22 protein-coding genes and 1 pseudogene are annotated in these 19,156 nt (G+C 62.9%); 18 read left to right on the forward strand and 5 right to left on the reverse strand.

What is annotated here, in order from left to right:
* From JQ567_RS38530 to JQ567_RS37175, 16 genes and pseudogenes are all read left to right on the forward strand, one after another.
* Positions 1–177 (forward strand): annotated as a pseudogene (locus tag JQ567_RS38530) (ABC transporter substrate-binding protein); the annotation flags it as partial.
* Positions 178–309: 132 nt separating this feature from the next.
* Entirely contained in the window at positions 310–1,923 is a 1,614-nt protein-coding gene (urtB, locus tag JQ567_RS37105) for an urea ABC transporter permease subunit UrtB (protein WP_212443410.1), read from the forward strand.
* Positions 1,920–3,083 carry an urea ABC transporter permease subunit UrtC gene (gene urtC / locus JQ567_RS37110; protein ID WP_212443411.1) on the forward strand — a complete coding sequence of 388 codons (1,164 nt, stop codon included), beginning with the start codon at positions 1,920–1,922 and terminating at the stop codon, positions 3,081–3,083. Before urtB ends, urtC begins: the two co-directional genes overlap by 4 nt.
* Before the next feature lie 4 nt (positions 3,084–3,087).
* On the forward strand, positions 3,088–3,849 hold the full coding sequence (gene urtD, locus JQ567_RS37115) for an urea ABC transporter ATP-binding protein UrtD (RefSeq protein WP_192737164.1): 762 nt from the start codon (positions 3,088–3,090) through the stop codon (positions 3,847–3,849).
* A 4-nt stretch (positions 3,850–3,853) separates the two neighbouring features.
* Positions 3,854–4,549 carry an urea ABC transporter ATP-binding subunit UrtE gene (gene urtE / locus JQ567_RS37120; RefSeq protein ID WP_192737165.1) on the forward strand — a complete coding sequence of 232 codons (696 nt, stop codon included), beginning with the start codon at positions 3,854–3,856 and terminating at the stop codon, positions 4,547–4,549.
* Positions 4,550–4,592: 43 nt separating this feature from the next.
* Positions 4,593–5,429 carry an urease accessory protein UreD gene (locus JQ567_RS37125; RefSeq protein ID WP_212443412.1) on the forward strand — a complete coding sequence of 279 codons (837 nt, stop codon included), beginning with the start codon at positions 4,593–4,595 and terminating at the stop codon, positions 5,427–5,429.
* Between the two features lie 40 nt (positions 5,430–5,469).
* Positions 5,470–5,772 (forward strand): urease subunit gamma, encoded by a 303-nt coding sequence (locus tag JQ567_RS37130; protein ID WP_192737167.1) that lies wholly within the window; start codon positions 5,470–5,472, stop codon positions 5,770–5,772.
* 138 nt (positions 5,773–5,910) lie between these two features.
* Entirely contained in the window at positions 5,911–6,216 is a 306-nt protein-coding gene (locus JQ567_RS37135; protein ID WP_192737168.1) for an urease subunit beta, read from the forward strand.
* Between the two features lie 14 nt (positions 6,217–6,230).
* Positions 6,231–6,593, forward strand: a complete 363-nt coding sequence (locus tag JQ567_RS37140) for an immunity 8 family protein (protein WP_212443413.1) — start codon at positions 6,231–6,233, stop codon at positions 6,591–6,593.
* 7 nt (positions 6,594–6,600) lie between these two features.
* The gene (ureC, locus tag JQ567_RS37145; protein ID WP_212443414.1) at positions 6,601–8,313 is read left to right on the forward strand and encodes an urease subunit alpha; all 1,713 of its coding nucleotides are present in this window, start codon (positions 6,601–6,603) and stop codon (positions 8,311–8,313) included.
* Between the two features lie 49 nt (positions 8,314–8,362).
* On the forward strand, positions 8,363–8,662 hold the full coding sequence (locus tag JQ567_RS37150) for a putative quinol monooxygenase (RefSeq protein ID WP_192737171.1): 300 nt from the start codon (positions 8,363–8,365) through the stop codon (positions 8,660–8,662).
* Between the two features lie 27 nt (positions 8,663–8,689).
* Entirely contained in the window at positions 8,690–8,989 is a 300-nt protein-coding gene (locus JQ567_RS37155; protein WP_212443415.1) for a putative quinol monooxygenase, read from the forward strand.
* A gap of 5 nt (positions 8,990–8,994) precedes the next feature.
* The gene (locus JQ567_RS37160) at positions 8,995–9,579 is read left to right on the forward strand and encodes an urease accessory protein UreE (protein ID WP_212443416.1); all 585 of its coding nucleotides are present in this window, start codon (positions 8,995–8,997) and stop codon (positions 9,577–9,579) included.
* Positions 9,560–10,288, forward strand: a complete 729-nt coding sequence (locus tag JQ567_RS37165) for an urease accessory protein UreF (protein ID WP_212443423.1) — start codon at positions 9,560–9,562, stop codon at positions 10,286–10,288. The genes JQ567_RS37160 and JQ567_RS37165 overlap by 20 nt, the downstream gene beginning before the upstream one ends.
* Before the next feature lie 214 nt (positions 10,289–10,502).
* Positions 10,503–11,141: an urease accessory protein UreG gene (gene ureG / locus JQ567_RS37170; RefSeq protein WP_212295587.1), complete on the forward strand. Its 639-nt coding sequence runs from the start codon at positions 10,503–10,505 to the stop codon at positions 11,139–11,141.
* A gap of 364 nt (positions 11,142–11,505) precedes the next feature.
* Positions 11,506–13,164: an HWE histidine kinase domain-containing protein gene (locus JQ567_RS37175; RefSeq protein WP_212443417.1), complete on the forward strand. Its 1,659-nt coding sequence runs from the start codon at positions 11,506–11,508 to the stop codon at positions 13,162–13,164.
* 324 nt (positions 13,165–13,488) lie between these two features.
* Here the strand turns inward: JQ567_RS37175 and JQ567_RS37180 are convergent, their stop codons facing one another.
* Complete coding sequence (locus JQ567_RS37180) at positions 13,489–14,034, reverse strand: sigma-70 family RNA polymerase sigma factor (RefSeq protein WP_211999750.1); 546 nt, start codon at positions 14,032–14,034, stop codon at positions 13,489–13,491.
* A complete protein-coding gene (locus JQ567_RS37185; RefSeq protein ID WP_212443418.1) occupies positions 14,034–14,240 on the reverse strand; it encodes a NepR family anti-sigma factor in 207 nt (68 codons plus the stop codon). Before JQ567_RS37185 ends, JQ567_RS37180 begins: the two co-directional genes overlap by 1 nt.
* A gap of 284 nt (positions 14,241–14,524) precedes the next feature.
* Here JQ567_RS37185 and JQ567_RS37190 point away from each other — a divergent pair, with 284 nt between their 5' ends.
* Positions 14,525–15,331 (forward strand): response regulator, encoded by an 807-nt coding sequence (locus JQ567_RS37190; protein ID WP_212206346.1) that lies wholly within the window; start codon positions 14,525–14,527, stop codon positions 15,329–15,331.
* Between the two features lie 454 nt (positions 15,332–15,785).
* Here JQ567_RS37190 and JQ567_RS37195 read toward each other — a convergent pair whose 3' ends face one another.
* From JQ567_RS37195 to JQ567_RS37205, 3 genes are all read right to left on the reverse strand, one after another.
* Positions 15,786–16,247, reverse strand: coding sequence for an energy transducer TonB (locus JQ567_RS37195; RefSeq protein ID WP_212443419.1), 462 nt, complete (start codon positions 16,245–16,247; stop codon positions 15,786–15,788).
* An 87-nt stretch (positions 16,248–16,334) separates the two neighbouring features.
* Complete coding sequence (locus tag JQ567_RS37200) at positions 16,335–17,381, reverse strand: low specificity L-threonine aldolase (RefSeq protein ID WP_212443420.1); 1,047 nt, start codon at positions 17,379–17,381, stop codon at positions 16,335–16,337.
* A gap of 234 nt (positions 17,382–17,615) precedes the next feature.
* Positions 17,616–17,783 carry a hypothetical protein gene (locus tag JQ567_RS37205; RefSeq protein WP_212443421.1) on the reverse strand — a complete coding sequence of 56 codons (168 nt, stop codon included), beginning with the start codon at positions 17,781–17,783 and terminating at the stop codon, positions 17,616–17,618.
* Positions 17,784–18,220: 437 nt separating this feature from the next.
* Between JQ567_RS37205 and JQ567_RS37210 the strand changes: the two genes are divergently transcribed.
* On the forward strand, positions 18,221–18,631 hold the full coding sequence (locus tag JQ567_RS37210) for a hypothetical protein (protein ID WP_212443422.1): 411 nt from the start codon (positions 18,221–18,223) through the stop codon (positions 18,629–18,631).
* The last annotated feature ends 525 nt before the right edge of the window (positions 18,632–19,156 follow it).

Here is a 19,156-nt window from a genome sequence, read left to right on the forward strand (position 1 = left end):
GGCGAAATCAAAGCCAATGGCCAGTTCGACGTGGTGTGGAAGACCCCGGGCCTGGTGGCCGGCGATGCATGGTCGAAGGAGCTCGATGGCTCCAAGGACCTGATCGGCGACTGGGTTGGCAAGAAGTGCGGCAACTACAACACCAAGACCAACAAGTGCGGCGGTCAGGGCTCCTGATCTCGATCTGATCCGACAGGATCATGATCCGGCTGACTTCTTCCAGGAGCTGACTTCTTCCAGTGAAGCCTACAAGAGACCCGGAAGGCGGCGATGTCGCCGCCTTCCTTTTACTTCTGCCGGGGTCGTAAAGTGCCTGCCAACTTCCTTGACCGCCTTCGCGCGCTTGTTCTTTCCTTCTTCCTGATTGCTGCCTTCGCTGTGCCGGCGCTGGCGGGTCCGTTCGAGGACGCGGTCGCCAAATTCGCCAATGACGAATTCTCCGACACCGACGAGGCGATTGGCCTGATCGCATCGTCAGGCAACGCGCTGGCCTTTCCGATCATCAGCGCCCTCCAGGATGGCCGGCTGTCGGCCGATCCGGAATCCAAGAAAGTTTTCGTCACGGGGGCCGACGGCAAGATCATCGATGCCGCGACCGGGGCTGCGGTGGCCAGCCTGCCTGCCGGCGCGTCCGCCGTGCGCCTCAACAACCGCCTGCGCCGCACCGTGGAGGCCGCCCTTGGCGGCCTGACCCTGTCGTCCCCCGATCCCGCCAAGCGGATCGCGGCGGCGCAATCGGTGTTCAAGAGCCATGACGAGGCGGCGCTTCCGGTCATCGACGGCGCGCTGGCGAAAGAGACCAACAAGGCTGCGAAATCGGCTTTTGCCGAGGCCCGCGCCGCCATCCTGCTCTACAAGTCGGATGCGTCAGACGCCGAGAAGCTGGAGTCCATCGCCATCATCAAGGCGCGCGGCGATCAGGAAGCCCTCGCGCTGTTGACGGGCCTTGGCAGCGACGCGCCGCCGCTGGTGGCGCAGGCCGCGGCCGGCGCCATCTCCGCGATCCAGAGCAATCTTGCGCTGTGGTCGATGGTGCAGAACGCCTGGTACGGCCTGTCGCTGGGCTCGGTGCTGCTGCTCGCCGCGATCGGGCTTGCGATCACCTTCGGCGTGATGGGCGTCATCAACATGGCCCATGGCGAAATGGTGATGATCGGCGCCTACACCACCTTCGTGGTGCAGGAGGTCATCCGCACCCGCTATCCCGAATTGTTCGACTATTCGCTGCTGATGGCGGTCCCGCTGGCCTTCCTTGTTGCCGGCGCACTCGGCGTGGTGATCGAGCGCAGCATCATTCGCTTCCTCTACGGCCGCCCGCTGGAAACCCTGCTCGCGACCTGGGGTCTCTCGCTGGTGCTGCAACAGGCGGTGCGTACCGCCTTCGGCCCCACCAACCGCGAGGTCGGCAATCCCACCTGGATGAGCGGCGCGTTCGAGCTCGGCCAGATCACCATCACGTATAACCGGCTCTGGATCCTCTGCTTCACGCTGGCGGTGTTCGCGATCCTGCTCGCGATGCTGCGCTACACGGCGCTCGGGCTCGAGATGCGCGCGGTGACGCAGAACCGCCGGATGGCGGCGTCGATGGGCATCGCCACCTCGCGCGTCGACGCGCTTACCTTCGGCCTCGGCTCCGGCATCGCCGGGATCGCCGGCGTGGCGCTGTCGCAGATCGACAATGTCAGCCCCAATCTCGGCCAGAGCTACATCATCGACAGCTTCATGGTGGTGGTGTTCGGCGGCGTCGGTAATCTCTGGGGCACGCTGGTCGGCGCCTTCACGCTCGGCATCGCCAACAAGTTCCTGGAGCCGGTGGCGGGCGCCGTGCTCGGCAAGATCGCGATCCTGGTGCTGATCATCCTGTTCATCCAGAAGCGGCCGCGCGGCCTGTTCGCGCTCAAGGGACGGGCGATCGAAGCATGACGCCGCATGTCCTTACCCGCTCGCTGGATCGCAGCGCGACCGTCTTCCTGCTGATCGTCGCCGGTCTCGGCGTGCTGATCCCGCTGTCGAACCTGCTGCTGCCATCAGGTTCGATGTTCCAGGTGCCGACCTATCTGGTGGCGCTGTTCGGCAAATATGTCTGCTACGCCATTCTGGCGCTCTCGATCGATCTGATCTGGGGCTATTGCGGCATTCTCTCGCTCGGCCATGGCGCGTTCTTCGCGCTCGGCGGTTACGCGATGGGCATGTACCTGATGCGACAGATCGGCAGCCGCGGCGTTTACGGCAATCCGGTCCTGCCCGACTTCATGGTGTTCCTGAACTATCCGTCGCTGCCCTGGTACTGGTACGGTTTTGACATGTTCTGGTTCGCGGCGCTGATGGTCTTGGTAGTGCCGGGCCTGCTCGCCTTCTGCTTCGGCTGGCTGGCGTTCCGCTCCCGCGTCACCGGCGTTTATCTGTCGATCATCACGCAGGCGATGACCTACGCGCTGCTGCTGGCGTTCTTCCGCAACGATTTCGGCTTCGGCGGCAATAACGGCCTGACCGACTTCAAGGACATTCTGGGCTTCAACGTCCAGGCCGACGGCACCCGCGCCGCCTTGTTCATCCTGAGCTGCCTGGCGCTGATGTCAGCCTTCCTGATCTGCCGCGCGGTGGTGACGTCGAAACTCGGCAAGGTGCTGATCGCGATCCGCGACGCCGAGTCACGCACGCGATTTCTGGGCTACCGCGTCGAATCCTACAAGCTGTTCGTGTTCACGCTGTCGGCCTGCATGGCCGGCGTCGCCGGTGCGCTCTACGTGCCGCAGGTCGGCATCATCAATCCCGGCGAGTTCGCGCCGGGCAATTCGATCGAGGCGGTGATCTGGGTGGCGGTCGGTGGCCGCGGCACGCTGATCGGGGCTGCGCTCGGCGCCATCGTGGTCAATTACGCCAAGACCGTGTTCACCTCGGGTCCCCTGGCGCCGTATTGGCTGTTCATGCTGGGCGCGCTGTTCATCCTGGTGACGCTGCTGCTGCCGAAGGGCATCATCGGCACCTTCAATGCCTGGTATGAGCCGTGGAGCGCGAAACGGCTGATGGCCGAAAGTGCGGCGCGCGAAGACGGCGTCAACGAACCGAACCCGGCGGAGTGAGCGCATGAACGTCATCGGTACAAGGACGACGTCCGCGCTGCTCTATCTCGACGGCGTGCACGTCTCGTTCGACGGCTTCCACGCCATCAACAATCTGTCGCTGACGCTGGAGCCGGGCGAGATGCGCGCCATCATCGGCCCCAACGGCGCCGGCAAGACCACGATGATGGACATCATCACCGGCAAGACCAAGCCGGACGAGGGGGTGGTGCTGTTCGACGGCGTCACCGACCTGACGCGGCTGGATGAAACCCGCATTGCCGAACTCGGCATCGGCCGCAAATTCCAGAAGCCGACGGTGTTCGAGAGCCAGACCATCGAGGACAATCTGCTGCTGGCGCTCAATGTCGATCACAGCGTCAAGGGCACGCTGTTCTGGCGCGGCAGCAAGCCCGACGCCGAGCGCATCGAGCGCGTGCTGGAAACCATCCGCTTGAAGGATTCGCGGACCAAGCTCGCCGGGAGCCTGTCGCACGGCCAGAAACAATGGCTCGAGATCGGCATGCTGCTGGCGCAGGATCCGAAACTGCTGCTGGTCGACGAGCCCGTTGCCGGCATGACCGACGTCGAGACCCATCAGACCGCCGAGTTGCTCAAGGAAATCAACAAGGACAAGACCATCATGGTGGTCGAGCACGACATGACCTTCGTGCGCGAACTCGGCGTCAAGGTGACCTGCCTCCACGAAGGCACGGTGCTGGCCGAAGGATCGATCGACCAGGTTTCAACCAATGACCGCGTGGTCGAAGTGTATCTGGGGCGGTGATCCAATGCTGAACGTCGATAATATTAGCCTCTATTACGGCGCAGCGCAGGCGCTGCGCGGCGTCTCGATCAAGGCCGAGCCCGGCAAGGTGACCTGCGTGCTCGGCCGCAACGGTGTCGGCAAAACCTCGCTGCTGCGCGCCATGGTCGGCCAATACCCGATTGCCTCGGGTTCGATCACGCTCAATGGCGACGATATCACCGGCCTTAAGCCGTACGAGCGGGCGCGAAAAGGCATCGGCTTCGTGCCGCAGGGCCGCGAGATTTTTCCGCTGCTGACGGTGGAGGAAAATCTCAAGACCGGCTTTGGCCCTTTGAAGCGTGACGACCGCAATATTCCCGACGACGTGTTCTCGCTGTTTCCGGTACTGAATTCGATGCTCGGCCGGCGCGGCGGCGACCTCTCCGGCGGCCAGCAGCAGCAACTCGCGATTGGCCGGGCGCTGGTGATGCGGCCGAAACTGCTGCTGCTCGACGAGCCGACCGAGGGGATCCAGCCCTCGATCATCAAGGATATCGGCCGCGCCATCTCCTATCTGCGCAGCCTCGGCACCATGGCGATCGTGCTGGTCGAACAATATCTCGACTTTGCCTGCGAGCTCGGCGACAATTTCGCCGTCATGGACCGGGGCGCGGTGAAATACGCGTGCGACCGGAGTGCGATGGATCCCGCCGAGATCAGCCGCCAGATGGCGCTGTAATTTTAGAACGGATTGAGCCGCGGCGGCCGGTTTTGGGGAACGGATGCGGACCGAAACGACGGGCGCAGCTTCATCGACTTTCGCTGACAACCGGGCCCGGGGCGCGGTGAAGTTCGACGTGCGGCTGCAGGATGGTGTCACCCGCCGCGGCGTCTTGCATGAATCGGGCTCGCTCCGCGTAAGGTTTCCCTCACCCGAGGACGACGGCCTTTCCGGCGTGTTCGTCAACACCGCGGGCGGCATCGCCGGCGGCGACCGTTTCGACATCGACATTGTGGCCGGTGAGGGCGCGCGGCTGACGCTGACGACGGCGGCGGCCGAGAAGGTCTATCGCGCGCCGGGACCTGCGGCCCAGCTCAACATTGCGCTCAGGGCCGAGGCGGGCGCGCACCTTTCCTGGCTGCCGCAGGAGACCATCCTGTTCGACCGCGCGCGGATCTCACGGCGCATCGATATCGACCTGGCGGATGACGCCTCGCTTTTGCTGTGCGAAATCGTGGTGTTCGGCCGCGCCGCGATGGGCGAGCGGATGCTGCATGGCGAGTTCGTCGATCGCTGGCGGCTGCGCCGTGGTGGCCGGCTGGTGTTTGCCGAAACCATCCGGCTCGACGGCGATATCGGCGCAAAGCTCGCGCAACCCGCCATCGCCAGAGGCGGCGTCGCCATCGGCACCGCGCTGATCGTGCCCGGCGACGAAGCCGTGGTGGAGCGGATCCGCGAAGCATCAGACGCGTTCGGCGGCGAGGTCGGAATCTCCGCATGGAATGGATTTGCAATGGCACGCTTCTGTGCCCAAGATGCGGCGCGGCTCCGCGCCGACATGATGACCGTGCTCGGCCGCGCCTCCGGCGTGCCGCTGCCAAGACTCTGGCTTAATTAACGGCTCTGGCTCAATTAGATCACATCACTCGAGTGCCCGCATGAATCTCTCCCCCCGCGAAAAAGACAAGCTCCTGATCTCGATGGCCGCGATGGTTGCGCGCCGCAGGCTGGAGCGCGGCGTCAAGCTCAACCATCCCGAAGCGATCGCGATCATTTCCGACTTCATCGTCGAGGGCGCGCGCGACGGCCGCACCGTGGCCGATCTGATGCAGGCCGGCGCGCAGGTGATTACGCGGGCGCAGTGCATGGATGGGATTCCCGAGATGATCCACGACATCCAGGTCGAGGCGACGTTTCCGGACGGCACCAAACTCGTCACCGTGCATGAGCCGATACGATGAAGTCGTCATTCCGGGGCGGCGCAAAGCGCCGAACCTCAGATGTGCAAGTGCACATCGGGGAATCCAGAAGTAATTTATCTCGAGATTCCGGGTTCGAGGCTTCGCCTCGCCCCGGAATGACTGAGGAGAAAGTGCACGATGATCCCCGGTGAACGCTTCATCCAGGACGGTGAGATCGAACTCAATGCCGGTCGCAAGACCGTGACGCTCACGGTTGCCAATACCGGTGACCGTCCGATCCAGGTCGGCTCGCACTACCATTTCTTCGAGACCAATCCGGCGCTGAAATTCGATCGCAAGAAAGCCCGCGGCATGCGCCTCGACATCGCCGCGGGCACCGCGGTCCGCTTCGAGCCCGGCCAGACCCGCGATGTGCAACTCGTCGCGCTGGCGGGCAAACGCGTGATCTACGGCTTTCGCGGCGAGGTACAGGGCAAGCTGTGAGCTTAGGGGCGACAATGCGGGCAACACTAAAATCGTTGGTGCCGAACGACTATCCATCCTTGGAACAGTTCATACCCGATGATGAGCAGCATTTTGGTCTTTGGCTTACCTTGGACATAGGACCGGCCGATGGTGATGGAGCCGAAATTTTTCAGCTTCTTTATTGTTCGCCCACTTGGTTTCATGAGCATGAATTGAGGGACGGTGTGCGATCGGGCGAGCATACGATCTTCGCTAAAGTATATGATCGTCGTGCTCTCGTTGCTTTTGTGGAACGTCGAGTTCAGGCCTGCGAAGGAATAGATTGGCACGAAATTGCTCTAAAGCTTTCTCGTCTTTTCCATTGGGAATTCGACGGATATTCGCCGTCAACTTGAGGAACTCATGTCCGTAAAAATCAAACGTTCCGTCTATGCCGACATGTTCGGGCCCACCACCGGCGACCGGGTGCGGCTGGCCGATACCGATCTCATCATCGAGGTGGAAAAGGATTTCACCATTTACGGCGAGGAGGTGAAGTTCGGCGGCGGCAAGGTGATCCGCGACGGCATGGGCCAGTCGCAGGTCACCAACCGGCAGGGCGCGGCGGACACCGTCATCACCAACGCGCTGATCGTCGACCACTGGGGCATCGTCAAAGCCGACGTCGCGATCAAGGAAGGCATGATCTCGGCCATTGGCAAGGCCGGCAATCCCGACATCCAGCCGGGGGTCACCATCGTGATCGGTCCCGGCACCGACATCATTGCGGGCGAAGGCAAGATCCTCACCGCCGGCGGCTTTGACAGCCACATCCATTTCATCTGCCCGCAGCAGATCGAACATGCGCTGATGAGTGGCGTCACCTCGATGCTGGGCGGCGGCACCGGCCCGTCGCACGGCACCTTTGCCACCACCTGTACGCCCGGCCCATGGCACATGGGGCGGATGATCCAGTCGTTCGACGCGTTCCCGGTCAATCTCGGCATATCGGGCAAGGGCAACGCGGCGCGCCCGGCGGCGCTGGTGGAGATGATCAAGGGCGGCGCCTGTGCGCTCAAGCTGCACGAGGATTGGGGCACCACGCCGGCCGCGATCGACAACTGCCTGTCGGTGGCTGACGATTACGACGTCCAGGTGATGCTGCATTCCGATACGCTGAACGAGTCCGGATTCGTCGAAGACACGGTGAAGGCCTTCAAGGGCCGTACCATCCACGCCTTCCACACCGAGGGTGCCGGCGGCGGCCACGCGCCGGATATCATCAAAATTGCCGGCCTGAAGAACGTGCTGCCGTCCTCGACCAATCCGACGCGGCCGTTCACGCGCAACACCATCGACGAGCATCTCGACATGCTGATGGTGTGTCACCATCTCGACCCGTCGATCGCGGAAGATCTTGCGTTCGCCGAAAGCCGCATCCGGAAAGAAACCATCGCGGCGGAAGACATTCTGCACGATCTCGGTGCGCTCTCGATGATGTCGTCGGACTCGCAGGCGATGGGCCGGCTCGGCGAGGTCATCATCCGCACCTGGCAGACCGCCGACAAGATGAAGAAGCAGCGCGGCTCGCTGCCCGAGGACAAGGGCAACAACGACAATTTCCGCGTCAAGCGCTACATCGCCAAATACACCATCAATCCCGCGATCGCCCATGGCGTCTCGAAGCTGATCGGCTCAGTGGAGAAGGGCAAGCTTGCGGACCTCGTGCTGTGGTCGCCGGCGTTCTTTGGCGTCAAGCCGGATTGCATCATCAAGGGCGGCTCGATCGTGGCAGCTCCGATGGGCGATCCCAACGCCTCGATCCCGACGCCGCAGCCCGTGCATTACCAGCCGATGTTCGCGGCCTACGGCAAATCGCTGACCGCCTCATCCGTGGTGTTCACCTCCCAGGCGGCGATCACCGGCGGGCTGGCGCGCAAGCTCGGCATCGCCAAAAAACTCTATCCGGTCAAAAATACCCGGGATGGCATCTCCAAAAAGAGCATGATCCACAACGGCGCCACCCCCAAGATCGAGGTCGATTCCGAGACCTATGAGGTACGCGCAGACGGCGAGCTTCTGACCTGCGCGCCGGCCGAGGTGCTGCCCATGGCGCAGCGCTATTTCATGTACTAGGCTTTCGCCCGGGCGATCAAAGCCAGAACAAAAGTCCGGGAGAATTCACGTGATTTACGTCGTTGCCACGCTGACCATCAAGCCTGAAACGCGCGCCGATTTCATCGCGGCGGCCACCGCCTGCATCATGGAAACCCGCAAGGAGCCGGGCAACATCGCCTATGATCTGCATGAAAGCGTCACCGACCATTCCAAGATGGTGTTCGTGGAGCAGTGGGAAAACATGGAAGCGCTGGGGCCGCACCGGACCGCCGAGCACATGAAAACCTTCGGCCGCGTCGCGGTCAAATGCATGAGCGCGCCGCCGAAGATCGAATACATCACCCCCGAAAAAGTCGAAACCCGCTAATCAAGAAAAGTAAAGGGAGAGAAATCCATGATCTACGTGATCGCCACCACGCCGATGAAGCCGGAAAACAAGGACGACTTCATCAAGGGGCACAAGGCCTGCACCGCCGAGACGCTGAAGGAGAAGGGCTGCCTCTCCTATGACGGCCATGTCAGCGTCAATAATCCCAATCTCTATGTGGTGGTGGAACGCTGGGAGACCCGCGACGACCTCAATGCGCATGGCCGTGCGCCGCACATGAAGGTGTGGCGGGAATATTCATCGCAGATGAAGACCGCGCCGACCGTGATCGAGATCATCAGCGACGGCAAGGTGGAGAAACTGTAACTCAGATGATCCGCGCAACACGCGTTCAGGGCCAGCATCGCTGGACGGAAGCCGCCGCCGATACCGTGGTGCTCGATTTCGACGATCGGCACCGGCGGCGGATGGCGATGACTGGCACACGCGGGCTCGAATTCCTGCTCGACCTGGAAAACGCCATAGCGCTTCGCGGCGGTGACGCGCTGGTGCTGGAAGACGGCCGCCTGATCGAGGTGGTCGCCGCCCCCGAGCCGCTGATCGAGATCCGCGGCGCCGATCCGCTGCATCTGGTTCGCGTCGCCTGGCATCTCGGCAACCGCCATCTGCCGACCCAGATCATGCCGAAGGGCCTTCGCATCCGCCGGGACCACGTGATCGAGGCGATGGTGAAGGGCCTCGGCGCCCGCATCATCGAGATCGAGGCGCCGTTCGATCCCGAGGGCGGCGCCTATGCCAGCCATGCCCACGCACCGGAAGCCGAGCATGGGCATACCGGCCACGACCATTCCTCGCACGGTCACTCACACGATCACGACCACCACCATCATCATGATGAGCATTGCGACCACGATCATCACCACCACGATCATTCCCATGCTCATGACCACAAGTGAGCCGGTCCCGGCTGACGGGATGACGGCAGACGAGGGAGCGGCGCTGTACCGGCTGATGACGTGGCTGTCGCCGGCCTTTCCGGTCGGCGCGTTCTCCTATTCCAGCGGCATCGAATGGGCGGTGGAGGCCGGCGACATCACCGATGCCGCCTCGTTGCGCGCGTGGCTGACGGCGATGCTGGCCGACGGCTCGGGCTTTTGCGACGGCGTGTTTCTGGCGCAGGCGCACCGGGCGGCGACGGCAAACGACAAAGCCGCGCTGCGCGAGATCGCGGAGCTTGCCGCGGCCTTTGTGCCGTCGCGCGAGCGCCAGCTCGAAACCTCGACGCAGGGCCGCGCCTTCATCGACATCGCGCGCGCGGCCTGGACCTGCGGCGGCCTCGACGAGCTGGTTTCAGCTTGCGGCGGCGCCACCATCTATCCCGTCGCGGTCGGCCTCGTCAGCGCCGCGCACAGGATTCCGCTGGCGCCGGCAATGCATGCGTTCCTGCATGCGGTGGTCTCGAACTGGATTTCCGCAGGAAGCCGGCTGGTACCATTGGGGCAGACCGACAGCCAGCGTATCCTGGCAGCCCTCGAGCCCGTGGTGGTCGCGACCGCCGCACGCGCGCTGCAGGCCACGCTCGACGATCTCGGCAGCGCGACGTTTCGCGCCGATCTCGCCAGTCTTCGGCATGAGACGCAATATACGAGGCTGTTCCGGTCATGATGAGCAGGGCGATTCTCCTTCCACACGTCGTCCCGGCGAAGGCCGGGACCCATACGCCGCGGCCCATCGTTGAGGCGCGCTGTCAGATAACTTTTTTTGCCATAGCCACCGGCGACGGTTGTTGCGGAAGGGCGTCGGCCATCGTGCCGGACTGAAAGATCACGCGGTATGGGTCCCGGCCTTCGCCGGGACGACAATCGAGGGAACGTTCTAAATGTCCAAATCTCACGGCCCCTTACGTGTCGGCGTCGGCGGCCCCGTCGGCTCCGGCAAGACCGCGCTGATGGACCTGCTCTGCAAATCGATGCGCGAGCGTTACGACATCGCCGCGATCACCAATGACATCTACACCAAATGGGACGCCGAGTTCCTGGTGCGCTCGGGCTCGCTGACGGCGGACCGCATCGCCGGCGTCGAGACCGGCGGCTGCCCGCACACCGCGATCCGCGAGGACGCCTCGATGAATCTCGCCGCCGTCGCCGACATGCGCGCGAAATTCCCCAATCTCGATCTGGTGCTGATCGAGTCGGGCGGCGACAATCTGGCCGCCACGTTCTCGCCCGAACTCGCCGATCTCACGATCTACGTCATCGACGTCGCCGCCGGCGACAAGATCCCGTCCAAGGGCGGGCCGGGCATCACCCGCTCGGACCTGCTGGTCATCAACAAGATCGACCTCGCGCCGCATGTCGGCGCGTCCCTGGAAAAGATGGATACCGACGCAAGGCGGATGCGGGGCGAGCGCCCCTTCGTGATGACCAATCTGAAGAAGAGCGAGGGGCTCGAGCGCATCATCGGCTTCATCGAGACCAAGGGCGGCCTGCGCCCGGCGCCGAAGGCCAAGGTTGGGTAATGGCAGGGGTAGAGGCAGGTTAACGCCGCCGGATTTGGTTAACGCCGCGGCCCACCGCCCTGCGTCGGCGCGCCTTCTTAAATCCGCCATCCCGAGGCGCGACGGTGACAGGATGTCGCTTCGCAAGATATTGCTGGGATGCCTGGAACCAAACGGGTCCGGCTTCATTAGCATCTTCTGGCCCCGCGAAATCAGCGTTAGCGGCGGCCACTTGTTGCCCGCTGCCAACCCGTTAGTTGCGTGCTGATGATCGCTCATTCATATTCGCCCGCGATCGGCCGTCGTCCGGTTTACATTTGTTGCCGCCCCGGCAGACCTCGAATGTTTTCTTCTCTGCGCCAACACTTCATTCCCGAGTAAGCGAGTGGTCCGGCTGGGTTTCATTATCGGCTTCATCGCGCTGATTGGAGGTCTGCTCTCCGGTCTTGCGGCCTATCGCGTTCATGAACAGGAAGTGACCCTTGACGGCATCGCGCTGGCGCGCGCCATCGACGTTCACGCCAGCCTGGTGCAGGACCGGCTGACCGAACGCGAGCTGCTGGCGCGCGTCGCCTCCGGCCTGTTTCGCGCGCCGTCGGTGCTCAAGGCCAACATGCTGCAGCCGCTGCGCGCGTCGATCTACGCCTTCAAGACCGATTTCGTGGTCGCCAACTGGATCGCGCGGCTCAAGCCGGACGAACTGGAAGCGGCGCGCGCGGTACTGAAGAGCTCGGGATTCACCGATCCGACGATTCGCGATTTCGACGACCAGCCGCTGGATATGAAGGCGATCGACAAGCCGATCAACGTGCTGATGGACCTCGAGCCGCGCAGCGCGGATACGCTGAGCTTTCCGGGCCGCGCTTACGACCGCCACTCGATCATCGGGCCGGTGCTGACGCAGGTGATGGAGGGCGGCAAGCCGGTGGCGTCGGATCCGATCCCGCTGTTGCGCAAGGATGGTCCGGTCGGAATCGTGCTCGCGGCGCCGGTCTATCAGGAAGGCTCCAGCGAGGCCGCAGGCTTCGTCACGTTCTCCTACGAACTGGCGACGCTGATGTTGACCAATGACGACCGGTCGCTGTTTGCGGTGGTGCTGAAGGACCCGAGTGACGTCAATGACGAATTCGTCGCCAACGACCAGGGTGCCGTCACCTTGCAGCCGGTCAGGCCGGAGGGCCCGGCGCCGTCGATGGTTCGCACCGTGACCTTCGGCGGCCGCGACTGGTCGCTCGGCTATTACGCCAAGACCAACGTGGCCGTGCGGGCGCAGCAGACGGCGGTGATCGTGGCGGCGATCGGGCTGGCGCTGACCGGCATCGTCTGCGGCCTGTTCGGCTATGTCGCCTACAACAACTTGCGGCTCAGCCGCGAGATCCAGGTGCGGATCGGCTTCGAGCGGCGGCTGACGGCCGTGATCGACGAGCTCAACCACCGGGTCAAGAACATCCTCGCGGTGATCCAGTCGATCGTGACGCGAACGCTGCGCCACGGCTCCGACATCGACGTCTCGCGCGAACTTTTGATCGGACGCATCCATGCGATGTCGAACGTGGTCACGCTGCTGAGCGAGAGCCAGTGGCAGGGCGTCAAGCTGAAGGGGCTGTTCGAGTCGCGCGCGATACCGCATGCCGATCGCATCGCGGTCAACGGTCCTGATATCGCGGTGAGCGCGCGCGCCGCGCAGTCGCTGTCGCTGTTGTTCTTCGAACTGGCGTCGCATTCCGACGAGGGCCTGTCGCTGGTCGGCAAGCATCCGCATATCGTCGCGAACTGGGAAATATCGGGCGAGGAGCCGGATACGGTTTTCCATTTCCGCTGGGAGGAGTTCAACACGTCAGCGGCGACCCGGCGCGAGGACAGTGATTTCGGCCTGATCCTGCTCGACCGCGTGGCGCCGGAAGCGCTCGGCGGCACCGCCAAGCGCTTTTTCACCGATGTCAGCTACGTCTATGAGCTGACCGCGCCCATGGTCACCGTCGTCGACATGACCGAACGCGACCGCACCGAACAGCTCTCCGCCCCGGTGCGGCCGGTGAAGTAGTGACGTCGTAGGGTGGGCAAAGCGCAAGCGTGCCCACCATTCAAACAATGACTCGATCGATGGTGGGCACGGCGCAAGCGCGCCTTTGCCCACCCTACGAATTCCGGAACCAAACTACTCGTTCGAGAATTTTATCCGTATCAATCAGATGACGGACGGAGACCATCCATGGGACGCTATCTGCTGTTATGGCTGCTCGGCATACCCTTGCCGATTCTCGTGCTGATCTACGCCTTCGGCGGCCTGAATTAAAAACCCAAGACTTCCGACAACAAAAAAGGCGGCCCGGTTGGGCCGCCTTTTTGTCATGCGAACCGGTGCATGTCAGCTGTTGCCGCCGATCACCGCGCGCACCGTGTTGTCGGGGCCGAAATCCTCGGCGCCGTCGACATAGAGCAGGGCGGAAAGCTTCGAGCGCGCGCGGTTGACGCGGCTCTTGATGGTGCCGACCGCGCAGCCGCAGATGGCCGCTGCGTCCTCATAGGAGAAGCCGGAGGCGCCGACCAGGATCAACGCTTCGCGCTGGTCCTGAGGCAGCTTGTCGAGCGCGACGCGAAACTCCTCGAACTCCAGATGCGCGTTCTGCGCCGGCTGGGTCTTCAGGGTTTTGGCGTAATTGCCCTCGGCGTCCTCGACCTCGCGCCGCCGCTTGCGATAGTCGGAGCGGAACAGATTGCGCAGGATCGTGAACAGCCAGGCCGGCAGGTTCGAACCGGGCTGGAAGGAGTCGATGTTGGCGATCGCGCGCAGCAACGTTTCCTGCACCAGATCGTCCGCACGGTCGCCATTACCGCTGAGCGAGATCGCGAACGCGCGCAAGGACGGTACCGACGCCAGGATGTCGTCGCGAAGGGAATCTGTGAGAGGCATTAGTCCCTCCCGTCAGTTTTTGCAGCTTGGTCCGTTTGGGCCGTTTGAGCCACCGCCGCTTCGGGCCCGTCGAGCTTCCGGATCAGCTCCGCAAAGCGGTCTGGTACCCCTTGGCGCACCACGTCGTCATACATGGCGCGCAGCTGGTGGCCGATTCTAGACTGGATCTCGGCATTGAGACCGCCCTGCTTCTTTACTTCTTTCATGATGTCATCCACGCTTCCCCGAGTGTTAAGTACCTTGTATTTCAAGACTTTTCCTCGAAATTAGGCCTTGGCCGCCCGCGCTCTTGGTCAAAGCCTAATGCGATGGGTCCAGAAAAGTTCCGAAATTAGGGAACTGTTTGAAGGAACTTTTTCGCCCCTCAGGCGTATTCGGGGATGACAGGGGAACCGGGTCGCCCCGTTTCAGGATAGGTTACGCCGGACCAGGCGTTCAGGTTCGACCCAGATGTGGCCCGCACAGGGCCTCAGACAAGGATGGAGTGGGGATGTCCCGATCACAGCTCGTTGCTGAACATTTGCCGCTGTTGCGGCGCTACGCCCGCGCGCTGACCGGAAACCAGTCGTCAGGTGACGCTTATGTCGGGGCCATGCTGGAGGCGCTGCTGCAGGATGGCTCGCTGCTCGACGAAAAGCATGGTCCGCGCGCCGGACTGTTCCGGCTGTTCACGCAGATCTGGAATTCAGTCTCGGTCAACGAGAATCCTGATGTTGCGACGCTGGCCCTGCCGTCGGAGCGCCGGCTCTCGAACATCACGCCGTTGCCGCGCCAGGCCTTCCTCCTGCTGTCGCTGGAAGGTTTTTCCGAAGAAGAAGTTTCGTTCATCCTCGGCACCGACATCGCCGAGACCCGCAAGCTTGCGGACGCCGCCGGCCGCGAGATGGCGGCGGAAATCGCCACCGACGTTCTCATCATCGAGGACGAGACCTTCATCGCGATGGACCTCGAGAGCCTCGTGAAGAACCTCGGCCACAACGTCATCGGCGTCGCCCGCACCCATGCCGATGCGGTCGCGCTGGCCAAGAACAAGAAGCCGGGCCTGATCCTTGCCGACATCCAGCTCGCCGACGGCTCTTCCGGTCTCGATGCGGTCAACGAGCTCTTGAAGGTGTTCGAGGTCCCGGTGGTGTTCATCACCGCCTATCCCGAGCGCTTCCTCACCGGCGAACGCCCGGAGCCGGCGTTCCTGATCTCAAAACCGTTCCAGCCCGCGATGGTCTCGGCGGTGGCGAGCCAGGCGCTGTTCTTCCAGCGCAACTCCCGCAACCGCGCGCCGAGGGCGGCGACGGGTTAGGCTGGTATCGTTGTACTAAAACGAAAACGGCGCGCTTCACGGCGCGCCGTTTTTCTTTGCGTCGCTCCGGCTTTCTTTCGTCGTCCCGGCGAAGGCCGGGACCCATACGCCGCGGCCGGAATCGTTGGAAAGAAAGACAACGACTACCGTGCAAGACAAATTCCGCTGGTGGTTATGGGTCCCGGCCTTCGCCCTAGGCCATGCACACATCTTCTGGAGTCTTCTCAACGACTTGGCGCAAGAACGCAGAGAAATGATGCATTTTTGCTGAGCTGCACTCGCGAAATTTCGTCACCCTGTAGCGACTAAGTCCTTGATCAAGAGTCAATTTTTTGACTCGAAAAGATGTGTGCATGGCCTAGGGCCTTCGCCGGGACGACGATAATTGTGAGCCGCGCGCCTCAGTTATGCGGCTCGCTCAACCTGCGCGCCAGCACCGTGCCAGGTCGTCAAGTCAACAGCGCCGGCACAGGCTCCGCAGTCTGGCGTTGATCGCCGAATTTTCCTCGCGGATAGCGGCGTCTTGCTTGCGGATTTCGGCCTCCTTGATGGGGTCGAGGGGCGTCGGTGGCCGTTGAGTAGAAAAAATTACCGGCAAGAAAAAAGTCAGGTCATCTGTTTCGGGCGGCGCCGCCGGAAAAGGTCGCGCCCGGTCGACCATCGCCAGAGCTTCGGCATCCAGTATCGCCGAGCCGGTACTTTCCTTGAGCCAACTCGAAACCAGCGTGCCCGAGCGGTCGAGGACGAAGCCGACTACCGCAGAACCGGCCAGCTTCCGCGCCTCAAGCGGATACCGCCTGTTCGCCATCAAACGATCGCGGATTTGTTTCGTCCATTGAACGGCAGCTTCAGTCTCGGCGTAACCAGGCACTGCAACGCAAATCAGAAAAATCAGGCAACCGAGCCGTAACCACATGGGAATGATCTAACCGCCTTCATATTCCGTTTCGCCGCGCGCACCCTCCAGTTGATCGCAAGGCGAACTAACCGCGTCAATCGAAATCTACCGGTGCGCCCCACACACCTCCCTGATATCCCGCGCCAGCGCATCGACCCTTTCCGGATCGGCGTCCCAGGCGAACATGAAACGCGCGCCGCCGCCGATGAACGTATAAAATTGCCAGCCGCGCTGGCGCAGCGCTTCCAGCCGGTCGGCGGAGGCGCGCAGGAAGACCGCATTGGCTTCGACCGGAAACATCAGCTTGAAATCCGGCAAATCGGCCACAGCGGCAGCGAGCCGCGCGGCGCCGGCGTTGGCATGCTGCGCATTGCGCAGCCACGCGCCGTCCTGCAGCATGCCGACCCAGGGGGCTGCGAGGAAGCGCATCTTCGAGGCAAGCTGCCCCGCCTGCTTGCAGCGATAGTCAAAATCCTCGGCCAAAGTGGCATCGAAAAACAGGATCGCTTCGCCGACCGCCATGCCGTTCTTGGTGCCGCCGAAACACAGCAAATCGACACCGGCCTTCCAGGTCATCTCCGCCGGCGAACAATTCAGCGACGCACAGGCGTTGGCAAAGCGGGCGCCGTCCATGTGCAGCCGCAGGCCGAGTTCGCGGCAAGTCGCCGCCAGCGCCCGGATTTCACCCAGCGAATACACCTGGCCGGTCTCGGTCGGCTGCGTGATCGTGACCACGCGCGGCTTCGGGAAATGGATGTCGGATCGGCCGGTGGCGAGGGAGGCTACCTGCTCCGGCGTCAGTTTGCCGTCCTCGCTCGCCGCGATCAGAAGCTTGGAGCCGTTGGAGAAGAATTCCGGCGCGCCGCATTCGTCGGTCTCCACATGGGCCGACGAAAAGCAGATCACGCTGTGATAGGACTGGCACAGCGATGCCAGCGCCAGCGAGTTGGCGGCGGTGCCGTTGAAGGCGAAAAACACTTCGGCGTCCGGCTTTTCGAACAGCGCCCGGAACGCGTCCGACGCGCGCTGGGTCCAGGGATCGTCGCCATAGGCGGTCGCGTGCCCCTGATTGGCCTCCGCCATCGCCGCCCAGGCCTCCGGGCAAATGCCGGCATAATTGTCGCTCGCAAACTGCTGGGGATTGGTGGTCATCGCGCGGGTCGCTTTCGTGGGGAGATCTGCAGCCGGGCAGCCGGCTCGGCACCTTTTGCCAAGGTTTTTTATCAGGCCGCAAGGCGGCTTTGCCGACGAGGGACATAATTCGCGACGAAACAAGGCCGTGTTCGTATGGATTCAACGAAAAACCCGCCGGGTTGAGTGGCGGGCTTCCCTGGCATTACCTCGCGCGCGGGCCTTCGGGGCCCTACGCGACCTTCCGAGCACCGATCAACCCTTGTACGTCCCGGCGACGACCATCCGCACCGCCAGAAGCATTTCGTACTGGGCTTTCGTCACCTGATGGCGTTCGCCACCGGACACGATGTCGAGTTCGTTGTCCGAGAGCGCACTGTCTTCGAAGCGAGCCGCGTAAGCGTCGTTGATCTGAACGTTCATGGCAGTTCTCCGGTTTGCGAGGTGAGGCGCGACCACCGCGTCCCCTTGTCCCTCGATTTGGAGAATGCCCGCTGCCGAACCGGAAAGCTGTCACCTGGGGAACAAGCCCCGTGCCCGACTTGGCCGGGTACAAAGCGGAAATCTATCGGCCGCAACGATCAGGGGGACGTCCTGTGGGAACGGAATGCCAGCCGGACAACTCGTTGTCAGGCGCAAAAAAAGCGGGGCGCGACCGGCATCACCACGGTCGCGCCCCACATCACCGGTCTATGGGGCAGGGGGAATGACCGGCTTTTGGAAAGACTCGCAAGTCCGGGAGTCGTTCCAGGCGCCTTCAAATATTTTCGTACACGGTTAAGTGATCGGTTGTCCGCCGAACCCGCACGGCCTGGTTCGTGTTGTGTTCATGATCGCCATGGGGCGAGGGACACACCAACATGTCACAGATTCATAAGGGAATTTTCGGCTCGCTCGCGATCGCCCTGAGCCTTGGCGCGGGCGCGGTCCAACTCGCTTTCGCCCACGACCTGATCGGCAGTCGCCAGGCGACGGCTGCGGCGCCTGAAACCGGCGTCAATCGCGCCGGCAAGTCCGATCGCGCGTCGGTTCCCGCTGCGCCCGGGCAGACCCAGACCATTGCGCTGCGGCACGACGGCGTCGCTGATACCTCGGTGCTGGTCCGCGTGCCCGTCGCCAAAGCGGCGCGCAACGAAACGCGCAACGGCCCGGCGCCGACCGCGCCGGTGACGAAGCCCGCGCCGAAGAAAATCACCATCGCCTGCGAGCCACCGGTCAGCGTCCTGACCGATGTGGCCAAGCTGCTCCAGCCCGGGCGGTGCGTGACGTAAGCGGTTTTGGTCGCCATCTCTCTCTCCCTGTCATTCCCAGATGCGCAATTGCGCATCGGGGAATGACAGGGAGAGATGCGACAAATCAACCCGACGGGCAAATCAATTCGGATTTGCAGAATCCGTGTCAAGTCCCGAAATAAAAAATATTTCGCTTTTCCAGAAGCCAAATCAGGGCATATATCTGCCATCCCGTCCTGGTCAGAAGGGCGTCGGCCGTCGTCACGGACGTTGGACGGGTTGCGGTGGACGCCGATGTTGCGAAGACGTAACGCGACAGAGGCGTACGGCGAAGTCGTGTGGTCCTGGCGCCCCGTTGCTGGCGTCACGTTCGTGAGGAGCCAAACGCTTCTTGCGGGCAATGGTGGCAAGAAAGCCCGTTCACCAGGGAGAGCACGATATAAGCCGTAAAGCCATTGCGCAGGGAAGGCCGGGTGTTCTCCGCTGCCCTGTATGCTCGTGTGCATTTTGTTTTGTGCAAACCGCACGCGAGACCGCGGGTGCAGCGCGCACCCGGTCTTCCCT

Source organism: Bradyrhizobium sp. AUGA SZCCT0431, from assembly GCF_018131065.1.
Classification (GTDB): domain Bacteria; phylum Pseudomonadota; class Alphaproteobacteria; order Rhizobiales; family Xanthobacteraceae; genus Bradyrhizobium.

Coding starts and splice junctions, on each gene's coding strand:
- urtC (WP_212443411.1), top strand. CDS start 1,920: ATGACGCCGCATGTCCTTACCCGCTCGCTGGATCGCAGCGCGACCGTC.
- urtD (WP_192737164.1), top strand. CDS start 3,088: ATGAACGTCATCGGTACAAGGACGACGTCCGCGCTGCTCTATCTCGAC.
- urtE (WP_192737165.1), top strand. CDS start 3,854: ATGCTGAACGTCGATAATATTAGCCTCTATTACGGCGCAGCGCAGGCG.
- JQ567_RS37125 (WP_212443412.1), top strand. CDS start 4,593: ATGCGGACCGAAACGACGGGCGCAGCTTCATCGACTTTCGCTGACAAC.
- JQ567_RS37130 (WP_192737167.1), top strand. CDS start 5,470: ATGAATCTCTCCCCCCGCGAAAAAGACAAGCTCCTGATCTCGATGGCC.
- JQ567_RS37135 (WP_192737168.1), top strand. CDS start 5,911: ATGATCCCCGGTGAACGCTTCATCCAGGACGGTGAGATCGAACTCAAT.
- JQ567_RS37140 (WP_212443413.1), top strand. CDS start 6,231: ATGCGGGCAACACTAAAATCGTTGGTGCCGAACGACTATCCATCCTTG.
- ureC (WP_212443414.1), top strand. CDS start 6,601: ATGTCCGTAAAAATCAAACGTTCCGTCTATGCCGACATGTTCGGGCCC.
- JQ567_RS37155 (WP_212443415.1), top strand. CDS start 8,690: ATGATCTACGTGATCGCCACCACGCCGATGAAGCCGGAAAACAAGGAC.
- JQ567_RS37160 (WP_212443416.1), top strand. CDS start 8,995: ATGATCCGCGCAACACGCGTTCAGGGCCAGCATCGCTGGACGGAAGCC.
- JQ567_RS37165 (WP_212443423.1), top strand. CDS start 9,560: ATGCTCATGACCACAAGTGAGCCGGTCCCGGCTGACGGGATGACGGCA.
- ureG (WP_212295587.1), top strand. CDS start 10,503: ATGTCCAAATCTCACGGCCCCTTACGTGTCGGCGTCGGCGGCCCCGTC.
- JQ567_RS37180 (WP_211999750.1), bottom strand. CDS start 14,034: ATGCCTCTCACAGATTCCCTTCGCGACGACATCCTGGCGTCGGTACCG.
- JQ567_RS37185 (WP_212443418.1), bottom strand. CDS start 14,240: ATGAAAGAAGTAAAGAAGCAGGGCGGTCTCAATGCCGAGATCCAGTCT.
- JQ567_RS37190 (WP_212206346.1), top strand. CDS start 14,525: ATGTCCCGATCACAGCTCGTTGCTGAACATTTGCCGCTGTTGCGGCGC.
- JQ567_RS37195 (WP_212443419.1), bottom strand. CDS start 16,247: ATGTGGTTACGGCTCGGTTGCCTGATTTTTCTGATTTGCGTTGCAGTG.
- JQ567_RS37200 (WP_212443420.1), bottom strand. CDS start 17,381: ATGACCACCAATCCCCAGCAGTTTGCGAGCGACAATTATGCCGGCATT.
- JQ567_RS37205 (WP_212443421.1), bottom strand. CDS start 17,783: ATGAACGTTCAGATCAACGACGCTTACGCGGCTCGCTTCGAAGACAGT.
- JQ567_RS37210 (WP_212443422.1), top strand. CDS start 18,221: ATGTCACAGATTCATAAGGGAATTTTCGGCTCGCTCGCGATCGCCCTG.